Origin of the sequence: Planotetraspora silvatica, from assembly GCF_016863315.1 — a bacterium.
GTDB lineage: Bacteria > Actinomycetota > Actinomycetes > Streptosporangiales > Streptosporangiaceae > Planotetraspora > Planotetraspora silvatica.
Map to the genome: position 1 here is coordinate 14,894 of NZ_BOOQ01000021.1, position 16,422 is coordinate 31,315.

The following is a 16,422-nucleotide window of genomic DNA, read 5'->3' on the forward strand; positions in this document are numbered from 1 at the left end:
CGCGGGCCGGGCCCCGGCCGGGTCGCCCCGGCGGGCGGTCAGCGCGGGAGGCCGGGGTCCTTCGGCCTCCTGAGCGGCGGCGGCACGAGGATCCACGCCGTCTCCTCGAAGCCCTTCTCCGGCAGCTTCGCGGTCACCGGCTGGAAGTCCGCGGGATCCAGGTCGCCGCTCCCCTGGGCGATGACGTCCATGAAGACCGAGTCGGACACCGCGAGCACCAACATGGCCGCCTTCTCGTCCTGGAGCGCCGCGCGGACGGTCGGCGCGTCGAGCATGCGATGCACGGCGATGGCGGTGGTGCCGACGTAGCCGTTGGCACCGCGCCGGATGTTGCCTCTGCACATGGCGACCCGTAGCCGCAGAACCGCGTCGGCGTTGAGGTCGGCGTTCACGTCGTGCAACTCCATCCGCAACGCCCTGACCAGGTCGGGGATGACCTTCGCCTCCTCGATGCCGGGCGGCAGCACGGCGAACTGGCCGTCACCCTGTTCCTGCAGGTCCACGCTCGTCTCGTCGATGCCCGCCCTGCGCCGGGCGGCCGTCAGCACGGCGACCAGCCGCTCCTGGGCGCGCAGTGCGGCGACGTCGGTGAACCGGCTGTACTTCTCGATGTCGGTCGCCACGCACAGGCGTACGGCGGCGCCCGCGACGGGACGGGACGCCGGTCCGGTCACCTCGGGAAGGACCTCGCTGAACGTCTCCGCCGTCGCCAGGGCCGCGTCGAAGACGTCCGACCAGGTCCGCCGCACCCGGCTGATGGTCGTGCTCACGAACAGGCTGCCGGCGAGATCCGGGACGTCGCCGGGCAGTTCCAGCAACACGCGCAGGCCGTACGAACGGCGGGCCAGCGGACGCCCGGGATCCGCGGTGAGAGTGAACCCGAACGCCGGCCGCTGCGCGCCGAAAACCCGGGGCTCCGGGTCGCCGGGGACGTTGCGCAGCCGGTTGACGAGTCTCCTGAACCTGCCCTCCGCCGGGGTGCTCTCCAGGCCGTTCCCCGCCGTGCCGGGCGTCGTGCCCGGTGTCGTGGCGGGCGCCGTGCCCGGTGTCGTCGTGGCGGGTGTCGTGGCGGGCGTCGAGCCGGGCCAGGGGCCGACGATGTCCTCCAGCGCGCCCTCCCCCGCGCCGAGGCGAAGGGCGAGCGCGTCGTCGTCGGTGAGGCGCACCTCGAACCGCAGCCCCGTGTAGTGCCGATCGGGCGGCAACTCGTCGAGGTCGAACGCGAACAGCGCCTCGTAGTGCCGGACACCCGAGGTCGCGGCCCGGCTGCGCAGCGCGGGCGAGAGCATCTCGCCGGGCACGAGGTAGACGTAGGGCCGGGCGACGTCGACTCCGGTCTCGCGCGGACGCTGCGTGCCCGGGCCGAGGAGCTGCTCGGCGCCGTAGAGGTCGGAACGCGCCAGGATCTCGGCGTCAGGCAGAGGGGGTTCGGCTGTCTGGTCGGTCATGGGGTGCCTTCCGCGTTCGGGGTTCGGATCGGGACGCCGGGCCGGGTGCGGGAACCCAGGCCGAAGAAGGTGAACGCCGCCCACAGGTGGGGTTCCCGGGCGGAGGCCCGCTGCGACGACGCGGCTCGGGCCTGGGCGTGCCGGAGCGCGCTCACCGGCTCCCTGCCGTCGAGCAGCCAGCTCTCGTGGAAGTCGGCCATCAGCTCGAGGCTCGCCCGCTCGCCGACGGGATAGAGCGTGGTGATCAGCCCCGTCGGCCCGCCGGTGAGGAAGGCGCGGCTGAGCCCGATGACGCCGTCCGCCGTCACCGCGCCCGCGCCGGTCTCGCAGGCCGCGAGGATGACCAGGTCCGCGGTGATGCCGAGGCCCGGCACGTCTCTGGCGTGCAGGATCCCGTCGTGGTCCGCGGACGGCGCCAGCACCAGATGGGACGCCAGCGGATCGCCCCGCAGGTCGGGTACCGCACGGGCGTGGGTGCCGAAGTACAACACGGTCCCCCGCCCCGCGACCTCGCGCAGCGTGGCCACGCTGGCCGCGGGGCCGGTGTGGAGGACGTGCTCGCCGTACATGCTCGTGATGACGTCGAAACGCCGCTCGGTCCAGTCGAGAGGCTCCCCCTCGGCCATCGGCGACGGATTGACCAGTGCCACGAGAGTGGGCCGCCCGCCTGGGATCGGGCCGGTCGTCACGTCCGGGGTCAGGGCCAGCGCGGGAAGCACCCGGATCGCGTGCCGCTCGACGAGGTAGGAGCCGGACCCGTCCATGAGGGCGGAGAACGGCACGCGGAACAGCTCGGCGTGCGGGACGACGGTGACCGGCTCGTCGGGGTCGGCGGGCAGCAGCCCGTCCGGGATGACGTCCCACAACACGGCGCCTAGGCGGCTCAGCACACCGGCCGTCGCCGTACGCGATGCGGCGTCGTGCCGGGGGGTGCGGGCGAGCCGTCCGAACTCCGCGACGTCCTCGGTCAGCCGGGCGCGGTCGATCCTGCGGGTGACCGAGGTGACCCGACCGCCGCGGGAGCAGACCCAGATCGCGAGGAGGTCCCCCGACAGGAAGTACTCCACGACGGCGGCCTCGTGCGAAGTGAGCAGGTCGAGCAGCGCGGCCCGGTTCACCGGTCCGGCGCCGGCCAGGCCGCGCGACGGTCCGGCCGCGCCGGCCGCGTGAAGGGCGTCGGCGAACGCGCGCGCCCTGGACATCTCGGACACGGCCAGGGCGTCCACGGGAAGGTCCAGGTCGAGCAGGAGCGTCACCATGCGCTCGTAGAACGGCAATGCCAGGTCGGTGGAGAGGATCTTCTCCCAGGTGTCGTCGAGCAGGGCCCGCCAGGTCTCCACGTAACCGGCGGTGATGTGCGACGCCTGCCGCGCCTGCTCACGGACGAACCGGGCCGCGGACGCCGGATCGGACCGGCGCAGGTGGGTGCGGAGCAGCGCGAGCGTCTCCACGCCGTCGCGGATCGCGATCGTCACCGTCTCGTGTGCCGTGGCGGCTTCGGCTCCCGCCTCCGGCGGCCCGCCGGAGGCGAGCCGGCGTGCGGCCGCGCCCAGTGTCTCCTGCCCCCTGGCCAGGAGGCCGTCGGCGTGCACCCACGACGTCTCGACGGACTCGGGATCGCCGGGACGAGAGCCGATCTCGCGGAGGGCCGCGCACATGGACCCGGTCGCCGCGGCGGACTCCTCCGCGGCCGCGTGCAGGGCGTCCGCGCCGGGAGGCCCGGTCCGTCCCCGCCAGGGTCTGCGCCGGTACGCGCCGGTGAGGTCGGCCAGCCGGACGAGCGTCTCGTTCAGGGCTTCGGCCGACGACCTGACGAAGCGGAGCGCGTCCAGCCAGGGATTGAACGCGCGAGGGCCGACTGTGAGCTCCCTGCGCGACTCGGCGGCGGTCACGAGCAGCCCGGGCAGGCGCGTGTAGGCGGACTCCGCGAAGGCGCAGCGGATCCGCGCGTCAGCCAGGACGAGACGATCGATCAGCTCCCCCGCTCCCTGCGGCGGGTCATCACCGTACAACTCGGCCGCGAGGTCCAGCACGGGCGCCGCCTGCGCGTGCCGCCCCGCGGCCAGCAGGTCGGCGCCGAGCCGCCGCAGCGCCGGACGGTCCTCCACCGCGAATCCGGTCAGCGGGGCTTCGAGGTCGCGGACCAGCACCACGAGGGACCAGCCCTCCTGGCCGGGTGCCAGCCCGACGGCGACGTCCGGACCCCGCGCCAGTCGCAGGAATCCCCCGCCGAGAGCCTGCCCGCCCTCGATCAGCCCTTCCGGCTCCGTGACGGCCAGGCTCTCGACCGGTCCCAGTGCGCCCAGCCACCGGCCGCGCAGCGAGGCCCGGCTCAACCGCGTCCTGAGCTCCCTGACCGCGGCGGACTCGTCCGCGCCCACCGCGTCCGGCTCCGGTTGCGGCTCCGGCTCTCCCGGCGATGCTGACGGCGACGCCCCGGAGTGCCGCCCCGGCGGTGGTTCCGACGGTGGTTCTGACGGCGGCGACCAGGGCTGCGGCTCCTGTGCCGGCTCCTGGCCGGACGACGATGCCTGGTGAGGAACGAGTCTCTGCCTGACGTGGGCGATGACTCCGCCTACGCGCCCCCGGCCGGTGTAGACCGCGTCGAACTCCCAGGCGGCACCCTCCCCCGGTGCGCCGTCGGAGCCATCGCCGTCCAACCCACCTCTGGCGTCACCGGCCGGGAGACGACCGTCGAGCGTGCTCCCGTCGCCGGACCGGGTGGTCACCAGAACGTGCCCAGAGCGGGACCGCCAGGTGCCGGCCAGCGAGGTGCCCGTGCCCAGCTGCGCCTCGGCGGAGCCGTCGGGACGAAGGCGCAGTTCGAGACCGGTGAACAGGCGTGTCAGGAAGGAATCCCGCGGGCGAGGTGCGACCTCCCGCCAGCCCGCGGGCCCGCCGTCCGATGCCCGGGCGGGCTCGGCGAGCGTGATCGTGGGAGTGCGCCCGATCAGGCTCCGTCCGCCGGCGGCCATGTCACCCGCCGAGGGCGTACACGTAGGCCGGCAGGGATCTCCCGGGCATGGCGGCCGTGAGCGCGACGGAGACGGGGCGGAATTGCCCCCGGTGCAGGTCGGCTGACTCGGGATAGGCCAGCTCGTCGAGGAGCTGGCCCGAGATGATCATCGCGAGGTCGCTCCGCGGGCTTGCGCCCAGCTCCGCGTGCAGATGCTCGCTGGCGCACAGATCGCCGACCACGGTCACCGCCTGACCTTCGAACCCGTCGTCGGTCAGCCTCACCAGCCCCTGGTGGAACGCGATGCGGCAGCGCAGCCTCGCCCCGGCCTCGCTGCGGTTCCGCCGCCACAGGCCGTTGTGCAGCTCACGTGTGAGGTCGGCGACGACGCGCGGCTCGTTGACCCCCGAGTTCAGCACGAGCAGGATGCCCGCGGGCAGGACCTGGAAGGTGACCTGGTCGAGGCCCGCGGCCATGCTCGCGCCCTCCGCGAGGTCGACGAGCGGCCCGCTCGGGTCCCCCTGCGCGGGCGTCTCGGCTCCCATCGCCACGCACAGCCGCCGAACCGGGTCCAGGCCGTCCATACGTCCTCCGAATGCAGGGCGAGCACGTGATCTCGTCAGTCCTCCTCACTCTGCGGGCCGGAAGACGGCCAGACCCCGTATTCAGGCGGGATTTCGCTGATTCCGGCGTCCGCGTACAACGCCGCGCTGTCCAGGATGAGGATCCGCCCGTACCTCGTCGCGATCACCTGGCGTTCGCGCATGGAACGAAGGATCTTGTGCACGCTGTGCTCCCGGGCGCCGATCATGGCGGCGAGCTCCGGCTGCGTCAGCGAACCGATCAAAACGCCCTCGGCCGTCGTCTCGCCGTACCGCTGGGCGAGGTAGATCAGCACACGCGCCACGCGAACCGGCATCGGCGACGTGCCGAACTCGATGCGGTGCCAGGTGGCGTGCCGCAGCTTCCCGACGACGTTGGCGTTGACCGCGAGGGCGACGTCCGGGTGGTCCGCGAGGAAACCGAGGAAGTCCCGCTGGCTGATCTTGCGGACGAAGCAGGGCCCGACCGTGACCACTGACGCCACCCGCGGGCTGCCGTCGAGGCTGGCGAGCTCGCCGACGAGGTCGCCGTCGGAGCGGATGGCGAGCAGGACCACCTTGCCGTCCGCGCTGTTGCTGACGACCTTCATGTAGCCCTGGACGATGAGGAAGACGTCCTTGGTCCGTGGGTCGCCCTCCATGATCAGGGTCTCGCCACTGACGAACTGCGAGAACGTGCCGAGCGACAACAACGTCTCGCGTATCCGGGGCTCCAGCGAGCCGAGCAGCGTGGCGGGCGGCCACGGTCCCAGCCTCCGCGGGCCGTGGGGGTGCCTCGGCGTCGGTGTGGCCATTTCCTGCCTCCGCCTTCAGGCCGCCGGGGGTGACGATCCCGTTTATAGCGCAATAAGTGGCTCATGTGGCAGAAATACTGGACCGTTCCCGCTGATCGGTGCCACGATCTCTCCGGGCGATCCCCGCAACCCTGTTGGAGGATCCGTGGACGCCGTCGCAGTCTGGTCGCGGCACCTCGCCGCGCATCTCGCGCCCCATGAGGCCGCGTCCGCGGAGCGCGTCGGCACGGCGTACGTGGCAGGGGGACGCCGCCGCCGTGACCTCATGCGGAGCACCACGCCCGAGCCCGGCGGCTTCGGCGGCGCGGGCCCGGGAGAGCTGCCGATCATCCTCGACGGCCTCCGCGCGGTGGCGGGCGACCTGCTCGGCCTGCTCGCGAGCCATCCGCTGGCCAACCTGCTCGTCCTCGTCGCGATGCGCGGAGCCGGACGCCCGGCGCGTGACCCCTCCCAGGCGGCTCCCCACGGGTACGGCGCCCCGCCGTCCCCCGCCGAGGCCGTCCCGTCGCTCGGCCAGACGATCGACGCGCTGCGGAACCGGCTGACCGCGCAGGGGATCCCCGCCGACCGGGCGGACGAGCTCACCTACGACACCCTCAAGCTGATCTTCCAGCAGGATCGCGGCCCCGCCGAGATCGAGGCGTTCCTGCGGGCCCTCGCGGGCAGCCCGCCCTCGGGCCCTGCCGCCGGGAGCACCCCGCCCTCCGCGCCGGGCGAGACCTCCGGATGGATGTTGCCGCCCTGGCTCTGGCTCTACTTCCTCGGCGTCCTCGCCCCGTCCGTCCCCTCGGCCGTCGAGGGCTTCCAGGACGACGTCGCCGGCATGGCCACACTGGTCGGCTATCTGGCGGCCAACGTCCAGCGGGCCGGGACGGCGATCCTGACCGCGGCGGGCGTCCTGGAGTTCCTCCCCGCTCTCCTGCTGCTCACCGGAATCCTGGGAGTGCTGCTCCCAGGCACGCGCGGCCGCTGGGCGGAACGCCGCCACCGGCTCCAGCCGAGCGACGACCCGGTGATCGGCGAGATGACCGCCTACGTGCGGCGCCAAGCGCCCGCCGCCGGACTCCGGCTCGGCGAACGCGACGATCGGCTGGCCCGCGTCTACCCGGTGGGCTGGAGGGAGGCACGCGTCGCCGTCTATCCGCCGCTGCTGCGCCTGTGGAGCCGGGACAGGGACGCGGCACAGGCCGTACTGCTGCACGAGGTCGCCCATCTGCGGCAGGGAGACCATCTGATCGTCGGACTGGCCAGCCCGTTCGCGTGGTTCGTCAGGAGCTGGGGCGTCGCCCTCACGGCGCTCGCCCTGGTGCCGGCGGCGGTCTATCTCGCGGTGGGCGGGACGGGGACGTCGCCGGTGCTCAACTCCGTGTTGTACGTCGCGGTCGCGGTCCCGATCAGCCTGATCCTGCCCGTCGCCGGGCTGTGGGTCGCCGAGCTCAGCGCCGACCGGTACGCGATGAGCGTGGCCGGGCCCGCCGCGCTCGCTCGCGCGCTCGGCCCGGCCCGGCCGGCCGGGCCCGTGATCGGCCGCCTGCTCGGCCTCCTCAGCCATCCGCCGCTGCGGCTGCGGCTATGGGCCGCGCGTTCCTGGCCGCGAGGCACCGCGGCTCTGGCGGCGCTGTGGCCGCTCGCCTTCGTCGTACGGCTCATCGCGATCACGGTCTACGAGCTGTTCGCCCGGATGCTGAACGGATCCTCCTTCACCGAGGCCGTGCAGGTCGTGGCCGGCGGCCTTCCCGAGGAGTTGTCCTCGGTCCGGACCCTCCTGGCGGAGATGGCCGCGCTGCTCCTCAACTGGCCGCTGATCGCACCACTGTGGCTGCGCATCTGGGCGCCGCTGCGCGCCTCGCGGCATCGTTTCGCCCCCTATCTGCTGTCGGCGCTGGTGCCCGGACTGCTCGTCGCCGGCGGGTTCGCGGCCGGCCCGGCGGGCGAGGTGTCCGTCGCGTCGAGCGGCCCATCTCCCTCCGCGGCTTCTCCCGCGCAGCCGGCCACAGGCCCGGTGACCGAGCCCGCCGCCGGGCCCGCCGCCGAGCCGGCGACGGAGCGGACCGGGCTGGTCGACGACCGCCCGTGGACCGGGCACTCCCTCCCCGCCGACCTCCGGATCACCACGTTCGTACGGCTCGACCAGCAGGGCGGAGATCCGGGCTGGAAGGCGCGGGCGGCGGGCAGGCTCGGCGCGGGCGTCTGGCGGGCGGACGAGGACGGGCGGCTGACCTTCTCCGACCTGGCGGGCGGATCCGACCTGCGCCCCGGCGAGGGCGGCTGGCTCCGCATCGGCGACGAGGTCACCTTCTGGCTGCCGATCGAGCAGGTCACCGAGAGCGGATCGGTGGCCACGGAGATAAACGGCACGATCGACCTTGGCGGTGGCCCGGCGGTCATGAACGCGTTGTGGGCCCGCAAGCCGGACGGCTCCGCGGCCGATCTGCTCGCCTCCCCCGCGCTGGACTTCACCGCGCGTCTCGACGTGCGGACCGCCCCTTGACGCGGCACCGGGGACCCGGCCCGGCCTCGTCCCCGCCAGGCGGCGCAGACTCTGGCTATGAAAGAAGTCCTCATCATCGGCATCGGCGCCGGTGATCCCGACCACCTCACACTGCAGGCGGTCAAGGCCATCGCGGCGGCCGACGTGTTCTTCGTCCTCGACAAGGGATCCGGAGAGGGGCCGGGGGCGCACGACCTGACCCGGTTGCGCAGGGACGTCATCCGGGCGCACGCGCGAGAGCCGTACCGCCTCGTCGAGGCCCGCGATCCCGAGCGCGACCGCACCAGCGGCGCCTACACCGAAGCCGTGGAAGATTGGCGGTCCCGGCGGGCGGACGTCTACGAACGGCTCATCCTCGACGATCTCGGCGACGCCGAGACCGGAGCGATCCTCGTCTGGGGAGACCCGTCCCTGTACGACAGCACGCTCGCCGTCCTCGAGGAGGTGCTCGCCCGGGGCTCGGCGCGGTTCGGCCACACCGTCATCCCCGGTGTCAGCAGCGTGTCCGCGCTGGCCGCGCGGCACCGTGTCAGCCTGACCCGCGTCGCCCGGCCCCTGCACATCACCACCGGGCGCCGTCTCGCCCGGGCGATCGCCGGCGGAACCGGCCTGCCGGGCGGGGCCGGCGACGTCGTCGTCATGCTCGACGCGCACTGTGCCTTCGCGGAAATCCCCGGAGACGCCGACATCGACATCTACTGGGGCGCCTACCTCGGCACTCCCGACGAGATCCTCATATCGGGGCGCGTCGGTGACGTCGCCGAGCGGATCCGCGGCACCCGTGCCGAGGCGCGCGCCCGCAAGGGCTGGATCATGGACACCTATCTGCTGCGGCGTGCCCCTGAGGCCGGAGGCCGCCCACCGGACGGCGCCGACCGCGGCTGACGCCGCAGAGTGTGACTTCGCAGAGTGTGACGCCGCAGGATGTGACGCCGCGGGCCGGCCCGTCGCCCGGCCTGCGACGAGGGTCCGTCACCAGGCCTTCTGCCACATAGCGTGCCGGGCGTTCATCTCCTTCGTCTCCGGGTCGACCGACTCCCGTCCGGTCGAACGCCGTGCCGCGACGGGCGCCTTCGCGGGCATCGTGGCAGGTGCCGTGACGGGGACCATGGGGGCCCTCGCGGGTGACGGCACGAGGGAGTCGCTCATGCTGACGTCGAGGGAGCCGATGCTGCCCAGCATCGCCAGCCCCTTCTCCGTCAGGCTTCCCGGCTCGGCCTGGAAGATCAAGAGCTGCTGGCCGGGAGCGCTGTTGACGGTGAAGGACTCGCAGACGAGGGTCAGGCGGCCGACGTCGCGGTGATGGAACCCCTTGGATTCGTGCTTCTTGAAATGCACGTCATGCCGGGCCCACAGACGCCGGAACTCGTCGCTCTCCTCGGACAACTCCTCAACGAGCTCGGGCAGGAACGGATCGTCCGGGTCCGTGCCCGCCGCCGCACGCAGGTGCGCCGCCTTGTGATACGCGACCTTCTCCCAGTCCACGTAGAAGTCGCGCGACTCGGGATTGAGGAAGACCATCCGAATCAGATTGTCGTTGTGCGCCAGCCCGTCGTAGAGCGCCTCGGCTATCTGGTTGGTGGCCAGAACGTCCATCCACCGGCCGAGCACCAGCGCCGGTGTGTGGTTCCACCCCCGGAGCAACCGCATCAACATCGGGCTCACGCGTTCCACCCGGCTGGCCGGCGTGCCGCGCCGCGTCCGAGGGTGCGCCAGGGCGTACAGGTGCTGCGCGGACTCCGAGTCGAGGTCGAGCGCCCGCGCGAGCGCCGAGAGGACCTGGTCCGACGGATTGCGCTCCCGCCCTTGTTCAAGGCGGCTGTAGTAGTCGGTGCTGACACCGGCTAGGTAGGCCATCTCTTCCCGGCGCAAACCGGGGGTCCGGCGGCGGCCGGAATGCTTCAACCCGATCTCATCGGGAGTCACCAGCTTGCGCCGCGCTTGTAGGTACTCACCAAGAAGCTTTCCACTGTCCACCACACCACGTTAAATCCAAATAGAGAATTAAGGGTGGGTGCATCTCACCCATTACCAAATTTCCGGTAAAGTAGATTGTTATTTGCATAAAGGTAAAGCGGGCTGAATTATGTGTTATTTCCGATGAGCTTACGGCCCGGAACGCCGGCCGGGAGAGGGCCGGCGCGCCGGGGATGCGAGCCTCAGGGGGACGCGAGCGCCTCCGTCGGCGACATGCGGGCAGCGCGGACCGCGGGGTAGAACCCGGCGACACCTCCGATCACCAGCGTCGCGAGCACGCCGCCCGCCATCGCCCAGACGGGAACGATGGACGGCCAGCCCTGGGACGTGGCGTAGGCGGCGGTCACGCCGATGCCGAGCAGCACTCCCCCGGCCCCGCCGATCAGCGACAACAACAGGGATTCGACGAGGAACTGGGACCGGATCTGCCCTCGCGTGGCCCCCAGGGACCGGCGCAGGCCGATCTCGGCGCGGCGTTCCAGCACGGAGATGACCATGGTGTTGGCCACGCCCACCCCGCCGACGATCAAGGCGACTCCGCCCAGGCCGAGCAGCAGCGCGTTGAGCGTCGCGTCGGTCGCCTGCTTGGCGGCGAGCGCGTCGGAGGGCCGGGAGACCTCGACCTCGTTGGGGTTCTCCGGGTTGGCGGTGGCCGCCAGGACGTCCCGCACCGCGACGACCTGCTCCTCCTCGGCCCTGGTGTAGACCGTCGTGGGGTAGCCGTCGAAGTCGAGCCGCTCCTCGGCGACCGGCCAGCCGACGAGCGCGGCGGCGTCCAGTTCGGGGGCGAGTGGCACCGGCGCGAGCACGCCGACGACGGTGAACCACCGGCCGCCGAGCCAGACCCGCTGGTCGGGCCCCGCCTTGGTGACCCCCAGCCGGTCGGCCGCCCTGTCCCCGAGGACCACGGCAGGAAGGCCATGGGTGGCCTCATTGAGCCAGGTGCCGCTGGCGACCGTCGCGCCGACGTCCCCGAGCAGGTCGAGCCTGGCCGCCTGGACCGAGATGCCGCCGGTCTGGCCCTCCGGGATGTGGTCGTTCCGGTAGACCTTGGCGCTCGTGGCGCCGATCGCGGTCACCGAGGTGACGGGGGCGATCTGGCCGATCATCCCCTCCGCCTCGGCCGGCAGGTGGGAGTTCTCCCCGAAGAAGGTCTGGCCCGGCGAGACCGTGAGCAGGTTGGTGCCGAGCGCGGCGAGTTGCCGGTTCAGCTTCTCCTGGCTGGAGGCCGAGATGCCGACCACTCCGATCATCGCGGCGATGCCGATCGCGATTCCGAGCGCCGACAGGAAGACCCGCAACGGCCGGGCCCGCAGCCCGGCCCCGCCCACCCTGATCACATCCCGTGGGCGGAGCCGCGCGGGAGTCGGCCTGCCGGACCGCCCGCCCCTCGCGTGCCCCGGGATCGGTTCCGCCGGGTTCTGCGCCGTGGTCAGCATGCCGGCACCCGCCTCACCTGGGAGTCCTCCATCACGCGGCCGTCGAGCATCTCGATCCGCCTGGGCAGCCCGGCGGCGATGTCCCGATCATGCGTGATGATCACCACGGTGGTCCCGCCCTGGTGGAGCTCCTGGAGCAGCCCCATCACGCCGGCGCCCGAGGAGGAGTCGAGGTTGCCGGTGGGCTCGTCGGCGAGGAGCAGCAGAGGGTCGCCGACGACGGCGCGGGCGATCGCCACTCGCTGCCGCTCGCCGCCGGAGAGCTCATGCGGGCGGTGGTCGAGCCGGTGTCCCAGGCCGACCCTGCGCAACGCCTCCGCGGCACGTCCGCGCCGTTCGCCGAGCGCGGCGCCCGAATAGAGCAGCCCGTCGGCGACGTTGTCGAGGGAGGGGACTCCGGCCGCGAGGTGGAAGTGCTGGAAGACGAAGCCGATCACCCCGGCCCGCAGGGCGGACAACTCCCGGTCGGACAACTCCGCGATGTCGTGGCCGGCGATCCGGACCGTGCCCTCCGTTGGCCGGTCCAGCGTGCCGATCATGTTCAGCATCGTCGACTTCCCCGAGCCGGAGGGGCCGACGATGCCGACGAGTTCGCCGTAGCGGATGGTCGTCGCGGCTCCGCGGAGCGCGGCCACGCCGCCGCCGTAGACCTTGCTGACGCCCGCGAGTTCCACGATGTACGGTCCGCCGGCCGCCTCGGGCGTGGTGACGCCGTCCCGGCTCACGAGGGCACCACCACGGTCGCACCCTCGTCCACCCCGGTCACCTCGACCTTGCCGTCGGCGAACATCCCGGTCTCGACCGCGACGTAGCGGGTGGCGGGGCCCTCCACGACCTGCACGCCGTACCCGCCCTCGGCCAGGGCCACCAGGGCACCGACCGGGACGACGAGCACGTCCTCGCGCTCCGCGGAGACGATGGTGACGTCCACGGGAGCGGTGTCGTAGGTCTTGAGCTCGCCGTCGTCGCGCACCGAGACGACCACGTCGACCGTGGTCGTCGTCTCGTTCTGGGTCGTCGTCTCCGTCGCCACCTTGCCGACGCTCGTCACGGTGCCCTGGACGGTGGAACCGTCCGGCAACTCGACGCTCGCCTTGATCCCCTTCTTGACCAGGTGCTGGTCGGCCACGTCGAGGGGGACCGTGACCTCGCGGGTGGTGCCGGTGTAGGTGAGGACGGGCCCGGCCGCCTGGCCGCCGAGCGCGGCCTTGAGTTCGGCGATCCGGAGCGGGCCGTCGTGGACGACGACGTCGCCGGGCGCGACCTGTCCCGTGACCTTCAGTCCGAGGTCGTCCTGCCATTCCTCGACCGCCTCGCGGGTGGCCCAGGTGAACTCGTCGTCCACGGTGAAGCCGTCGTATCCGAGCTTGGCCAGGTTCTGCTCCAGCATCCTGACGTCCCGGCCCTCGACCCCGTTCTGGAGGACCCGGTAGAGGGGCGTGACGCCGTAGAGGAGCGGGACCCGGTCGGCGTCGGCGCTGTAGACCGCACGCCCTCTGGTGATCGTCGCGCCCGGAGCCGGGAGCCAGGTGATCGTGCCCTGCCCGCGGCCGGTGACGGTGGCCGTGTCACCGTAGCCGAGGGTGCCGTCGACCTCCTTGGTGTCGGTCAGCGTCGCCCGCTCTACCGTGGCCGTCGCGGGGGGCGTCCGCTCTGCGGCCGCCGGGCCGCTCTCGCCCCCCACGCCGATCGCGGTCGCGGCGACGGCCGCCGCGAGCAGCGCGACGCCGCCGGTCGCGGCCGCCGTCCTGACCACCCGGCGCCGTCGCGGGCGACGGACCGGCTCGTCCCGGCGTCCGGTCTCGTCGTGCGGCGTGTGCGCCGCCGAGTGCTCGCCGGCGCGCTCCATCGCCGTCTCCCGGGTGCCGGTCACGGCCTGCCTCCCACCGGGCCCAGTTGGCCCAGCTTGTCCCTGCACGCCTCTGTGGCCTTCTGGAACTTGGGATCGTCGGGACCGAACCCGGGACCTCCTCCGGTGATCTTCACTCCGCCGCCGCTGAAGTCCGGATCGGGCATGTCGACGCCGTGGTCCCGCATGCACTGGGCGAACGCGAGAAGCTTCTCCTGCTGCTCGGGGGTTACCTCGGGGCCCTTCTCACCGAACGGGTTCAGGCTGCGGCACGCCTCCATCGCCTTCTGGACCTTCGCCTCGCCGCCCTTCTCACCGTCCACGCGCAGGCGCATGCCTCCCTTCCCGTCGGTCTCCGGATCGGGCATGTCCACGCCGTGGTCCCGCATGCACTGGGCGAACTTCCTGCCCTGCTCCGCGGGGTCCACCGAGGGTGTCGGGGAGGCGCTCGCCTGCGACGCGGTCTCGGTGCCCTTGACCGAGGCCACGCCCGGCGAGCCGTCGGCTTGTCCGCATCCGACGGCGAACGCGAGGAGCGCCGCCGCCACAAGTGTTCTTCGCATGAGCCCGATGCTGCTCGGCGCCCATCGGAGCCGGCCCGGAGCTACCTCGGAGCACCATCAAAGTCCGGATCTTCCTGCTCCCCCGGCGAGGTGTGGAGCGGCAGCAGGACGCGGAACACGGCGCCCGTCTCAGCCTCCCTCTCAGCGCCCGTCGTCGTCCCGGAGGGTGCCAGTTCGACGCGTCCGCCGTGCGCCCGGACGATCGCGGCCACGATGGCGAGCCCGAGCCCGGCTCCGCCTTCGGCGCGGGAACGGCTCTGGCTGACGCGGTAGAGGCGCTCGAAGATGTGCGGCACATGGCCGGCCGGGATCCCCGGCCCGGTGTCCGCGACCTCGATGACTCCCATGAGCCCGGGAGCCGCCGCGCCCACGGCGATGGCGGGACCGGACCCGGCCATGGCGACTCCCACCCGAACCGTGATCTTCGCATCCGGCGGCGTATGAGCGAGCGCGTTGGCCACCAGGTTGGCCGGCACCTGCCGCAACCGCGCCTCGTCCCCCACGACCACGACCGGGGCGAGCGACGAACCCAGACCGGCCAGCCGTACCTGCCGGTCGGGCACCCGGGCACGGGCGTCGCGGATCGTGTCGGCGGCGATCTCCAGGAGGTCGACTGGATGGCTGTCCATGGGACGTTCCTCGTCCAGGTGGGCCAGGGTGAGCAGGTCGTCGACCAGGACGCCCATCCGGCCGGCCTCGTCCTCGATCCTGCGCATGGCCTCGTCGAGCGGCGGCCCCGCCGGAGTGCCTCCCCTGCGGTACAGCTCGGCGAAGCCCCGCACGGAGGTGAGCGGCGTGCGTAACTCGTGAGAGGCGTCGGCGAGGAACCGGCGCATGCGCGCCTCCGACTGCGCCCGCGCGGCGATCTCCCTCTCGACGCGGTCCAGCATCACGTTCATCGCGATGCCGAGGCGGCCGGGCTCCGTGTGCGGGTCGTCCGCCGGGACGCGCCGGCCGAAGTCGCCCGCGGCGATGTGCCCCGCCGTCTCCTCCATCCTGGTGAGCGGGCGCAGGCCGAGCCGTACCAGCGCGGCCGCGGCCAGTCCGAGCAGGAGCAGCACCACCGCCATGACTCCGGCGTCGATGGCGAGCAGCCACTTCTGGATGGCCTCGATCTCGGCCATCGACGAGGCCGTCACCATCGTCCCCCCGCCGGGGACGTCCACCGCCATCACGCGCCAGGACGGCCCGCCCCTGCCGGGCACCGTGTACGGCTCGCCTCTGTGGATCTCCTCGAAGGAGCCGAGATCCGGCCCGCTGATGGGCTGGGAGGGGAACCCGCCGGTCAGCCTTCCGTCCCGGGAGAAGAAGTAGATCGCCCGGTCGCCGACGATCCGCGCGACGATCTTCTTCTCCACCGGGATGCCGGCCTCCCCCGGGTCTCCCGGAGCGGTGAGCCCGGCGGGCGGGCGATCGGCCAGGGCGATCAGGCCCGAGGAGGCGACACCCGTGGTGGCGCTCAACTGGTCGTCGAGCCGGTCCATGAGATAGCCGCGCAGCAGGGCCAGCCCCGCCGTGTTCGCCAGCACGAGCGCGAGACCGGTCAACGCGACGGCGGCCACCACGAGCCGGGTGCGCACCGTCCAGCGGCCCGGGCCCCTCACGCGTCGCCCTTCCGCGGCAGCTTGAGGGTGTAGCCGACCCCGCGCACGGTCTGGATCAGCGGTGGATCCCATTTGTCGATCTTCTTGCGCAGGTAGTAGACGTACGACTCGACGATGCTGGAGTCGCCGTCGAAGTCGTACCGCCAGACCCGGTCGAGGATCTGCGTCTTGCTCACCACCCGCCCGGCGTTCGCGATCAGGTAGGCCAGCAGGTTGAACTCGGTGGGCGACAGGTCGACGAGGATCCCGGCGCGCCGCACCTCGTGGGCGTCCGGGTCCAGCTCCAGGTCGGCGTAGGACAGGACGTTGCCCTGCGGCGGCTCCGCGGCCCGGCTCCTGCGCAGGATCGCCCTGATCCGCAGGACGACCTCCTCGAGGCTGAACGGCTTGGCGACGTAGTCGTCCGCGCCGATGCTCAGGCCCTGGACCCTGTCCTCCACCGTGTCCCGCGCGGTCAGGAACAACACGGGCACCTCACCCAGGCGCCGCGCCACCTCGAACCCGTCGAAGTCGGGCAGCATCACGTCGAGGACCACGATGTCGGGCTCGAACTCCCTGACCGCGGTCAGCGCCTGCGAACCGCTCTCGGCCGTTCTCACCTCGAAGGACACCAGGCGGAGCGTCTGGGACAGCAGCGTGCGGATGTTCGGCTCGTCGTCGACGACGAGAACCTTGGCGGCCCGATCCATATCTCAGGGT

13 protein-coding genes are annotated in these 16,422 nt (G+C 72.5%); 2 read left to right on the forward strand and 11 right to left on the reverse strand.

The window, feature by feature from the left end; all coding sequences use genetic code 11:
* Positions 1 to 38 precede the first annotated feature (38 nt).
* The 4 genes from Psi02_RS15910 to Psi02_RS15925 are packed head-to-tail and all read right to left on the reverse strand — an operon-like array spanning position 39 to position 5,800.
* Positions 39 to 1,448: a hypothetical protein gene (locus Psi02_RS15910; protein WP_203974849.1), complete on the reverse strand. Its 1,410-nt coding sequence runs from the start codon at positions 1,446 to 1,448 to the stop codon at positions 39 to 41.
* Positions 1,445 to 4,423 (reverse strand): CHAT domain-containing protein, encoded by a 2,979-nt coding sequence (locus Psi02_RS15915; protein WP_203974851.1) that lies wholly within the window; start codon positions 4,421 to 4,423, stop codon positions 1,445 to 1,447. Before Psi02_RS15915 ends, Psi02_RS15910 begins: the two co-directional genes overlap by 4 nt.
* Before the next feature lies 1 nt (position 4,424).
* Complete coding sequence (locus Psi02_RS15920) at positions 4,425 to 4,988, reverse strand: hypothetical protein (RefSeq protein ID WP_203974853.1); 564 nt, start codon at positions 4,986 to 4,988, stop codon at positions 4,425 to 4,427.
* Between the two features lie 35 nt (positions 4,989 to 5,023).
* The gene (locus Psi02_RS15925) at positions 5,024 to 5,800 is read right to left on the reverse strand and encodes a Crp/Fnr family transcriptional regulator (protein WP_203974855.1); all 777 of its coding nucleotides are present in this window, start codon (positions 5,798 to 5,800) and stop codon (positions 5,024 to 5,026) included.
* Positions 5,801 to 5,945: 145 nt separating this feature from the next.
* Here Psi02_RS15925 and Psi02_RS15930 point away from each other — a divergent pair, with 145 nt between their 5' ends.
* Together Psi02_RS15930 and cobF are read left to right on the forward strand one after the other, a co-directional pair.
* Positions 5,946 to 8,291 (forward strand): M48 family metalloprotease, encoded by a 2,346-nt coding sequence (locus Psi02_RS15930; RefSeq protein WP_203974857.1) that lies wholly within the window; start codon positions 5,946 to 5,948, stop codon positions 8,289 to 8,291.
* A 57-nt stretch (positions 8,292 to 8,348) separates the two neighbouring features.
* Entirely contained in the window at positions 8,349 to 9,176 is an 828-nt protein-coding gene (cobF, locus tag Psi02_RS15935) for a precorrin-6A synthase (deacetylating) (protein WP_203974859.1), read from the forward strand.
* Positions 9,177 to 9,263: 87 nt separating this feature from the next.
* On the opposite strand, the gene Psi02_RS15940 is transcribed toward cobF, so the two are convergent.
* The 7 genes from Psi02_RS15940 to Psi02_RS15965 all read right to left on the reverse strand — a co-directional run bounded on the left by Psi02_RS15940 (position 9,264) and on the right by Psi02_RS15965 (position 16,412).
* A complete protein-coding gene (locus Psi02_RS15940) occupies positions 9,264 to 10,268 on the reverse strand; it encodes a helix-turn-helix domain-containing protein (protein ID WP_203974861.1) in 1,005 nt (334 codons plus the stop codon).
* A gap of 182 nt (positions 10,269 to 10,450) precedes the next feature.
* Complete coding sequence (locus tag Psi02_RS15945) at positions 10,451 to 11,707, reverse strand: ABC transporter permease (RefSeq protein ID WP_203974862.1); 1,257 nt, start codon at positions 11,705 to 11,707, stop codon at positions 10,451 to 10,453.
* Positions 11,701 to 12,432 carry an ABC transporter ATP-binding protein gene (locus Psi02_RS40085; protein ID WP_239094927.1) on the reverse strand — a complete coding sequence of 244 codons (732 nt, stop codon included), beginning with the start codon at positions 12,430 to 12,432 and terminating at the stop codon, positions 11,701 to 11,703. Before Psi02_RS40085 ends, Psi02_RS15945 begins: the two co-directional genes overlap by 7 nt.
* On the reverse strand, positions 12,429 to 13,580 hold the full coding sequence (locus Psi02_RS40090; RefSeq protein ID WP_239094928.1) for a peptidoglycan-binding domain-containing protein: 1,152 nt from the start codon (positions 13,578 to 13,580) through the stop codon (positions 12,429 to 12,431). The genes Psi02_RS40085 and Psi02_RS40090 overlap by 4 nt, the downstream gene beginning before the upstream one ends.
* On the reverse strand, positions 13,577 to 14,119 hold the full coding sequence (locus Psi02_RS15955; protein WP_203974863.1) for a hypothetical protein: 543 nt from the start codon (positions 14,117 to 14,119) through the stop codon (positions 13,577 to 13,579). Before Psi02_RS15955 ends, Psi02_RS40090 begins: the two co-directional genes overlap by 4 nt.
* Before the next feature lie 41 nt (positions 14,120 to 14,160).
* Positions 14,161 to 15,723: a sensor histidine kinase gene (locus tag Psi02_RS15960; RefSeq protein WP_203974864.1), complete on the reverse strand. Its 1,563-nt coding sequence runs from the start codon at positions 15,721 to 15,723 to the stop codon at positions 14,161 to 14,163.
* Positions 15,720 to 16,412 carry a response regulator transcription factor gene (locus Psi02_RS15965; RefSeq protein ID WP_203974865.1) on the reverse strand — a complete coding sequence of 231 codons (693 nt, stop codon included), beginning with the start codon at positions 16,410 to 16,412 and terminating at the stop codon, positions 15,720 to 15,722. The genes Psi02_RS15960 and Psi02_RS15965 overlap by 4 nt, the downstream gene beginning before the upstream one ends.
* Positions 16,413 to 16,422 lie beyond the last annotated feature (10 nt).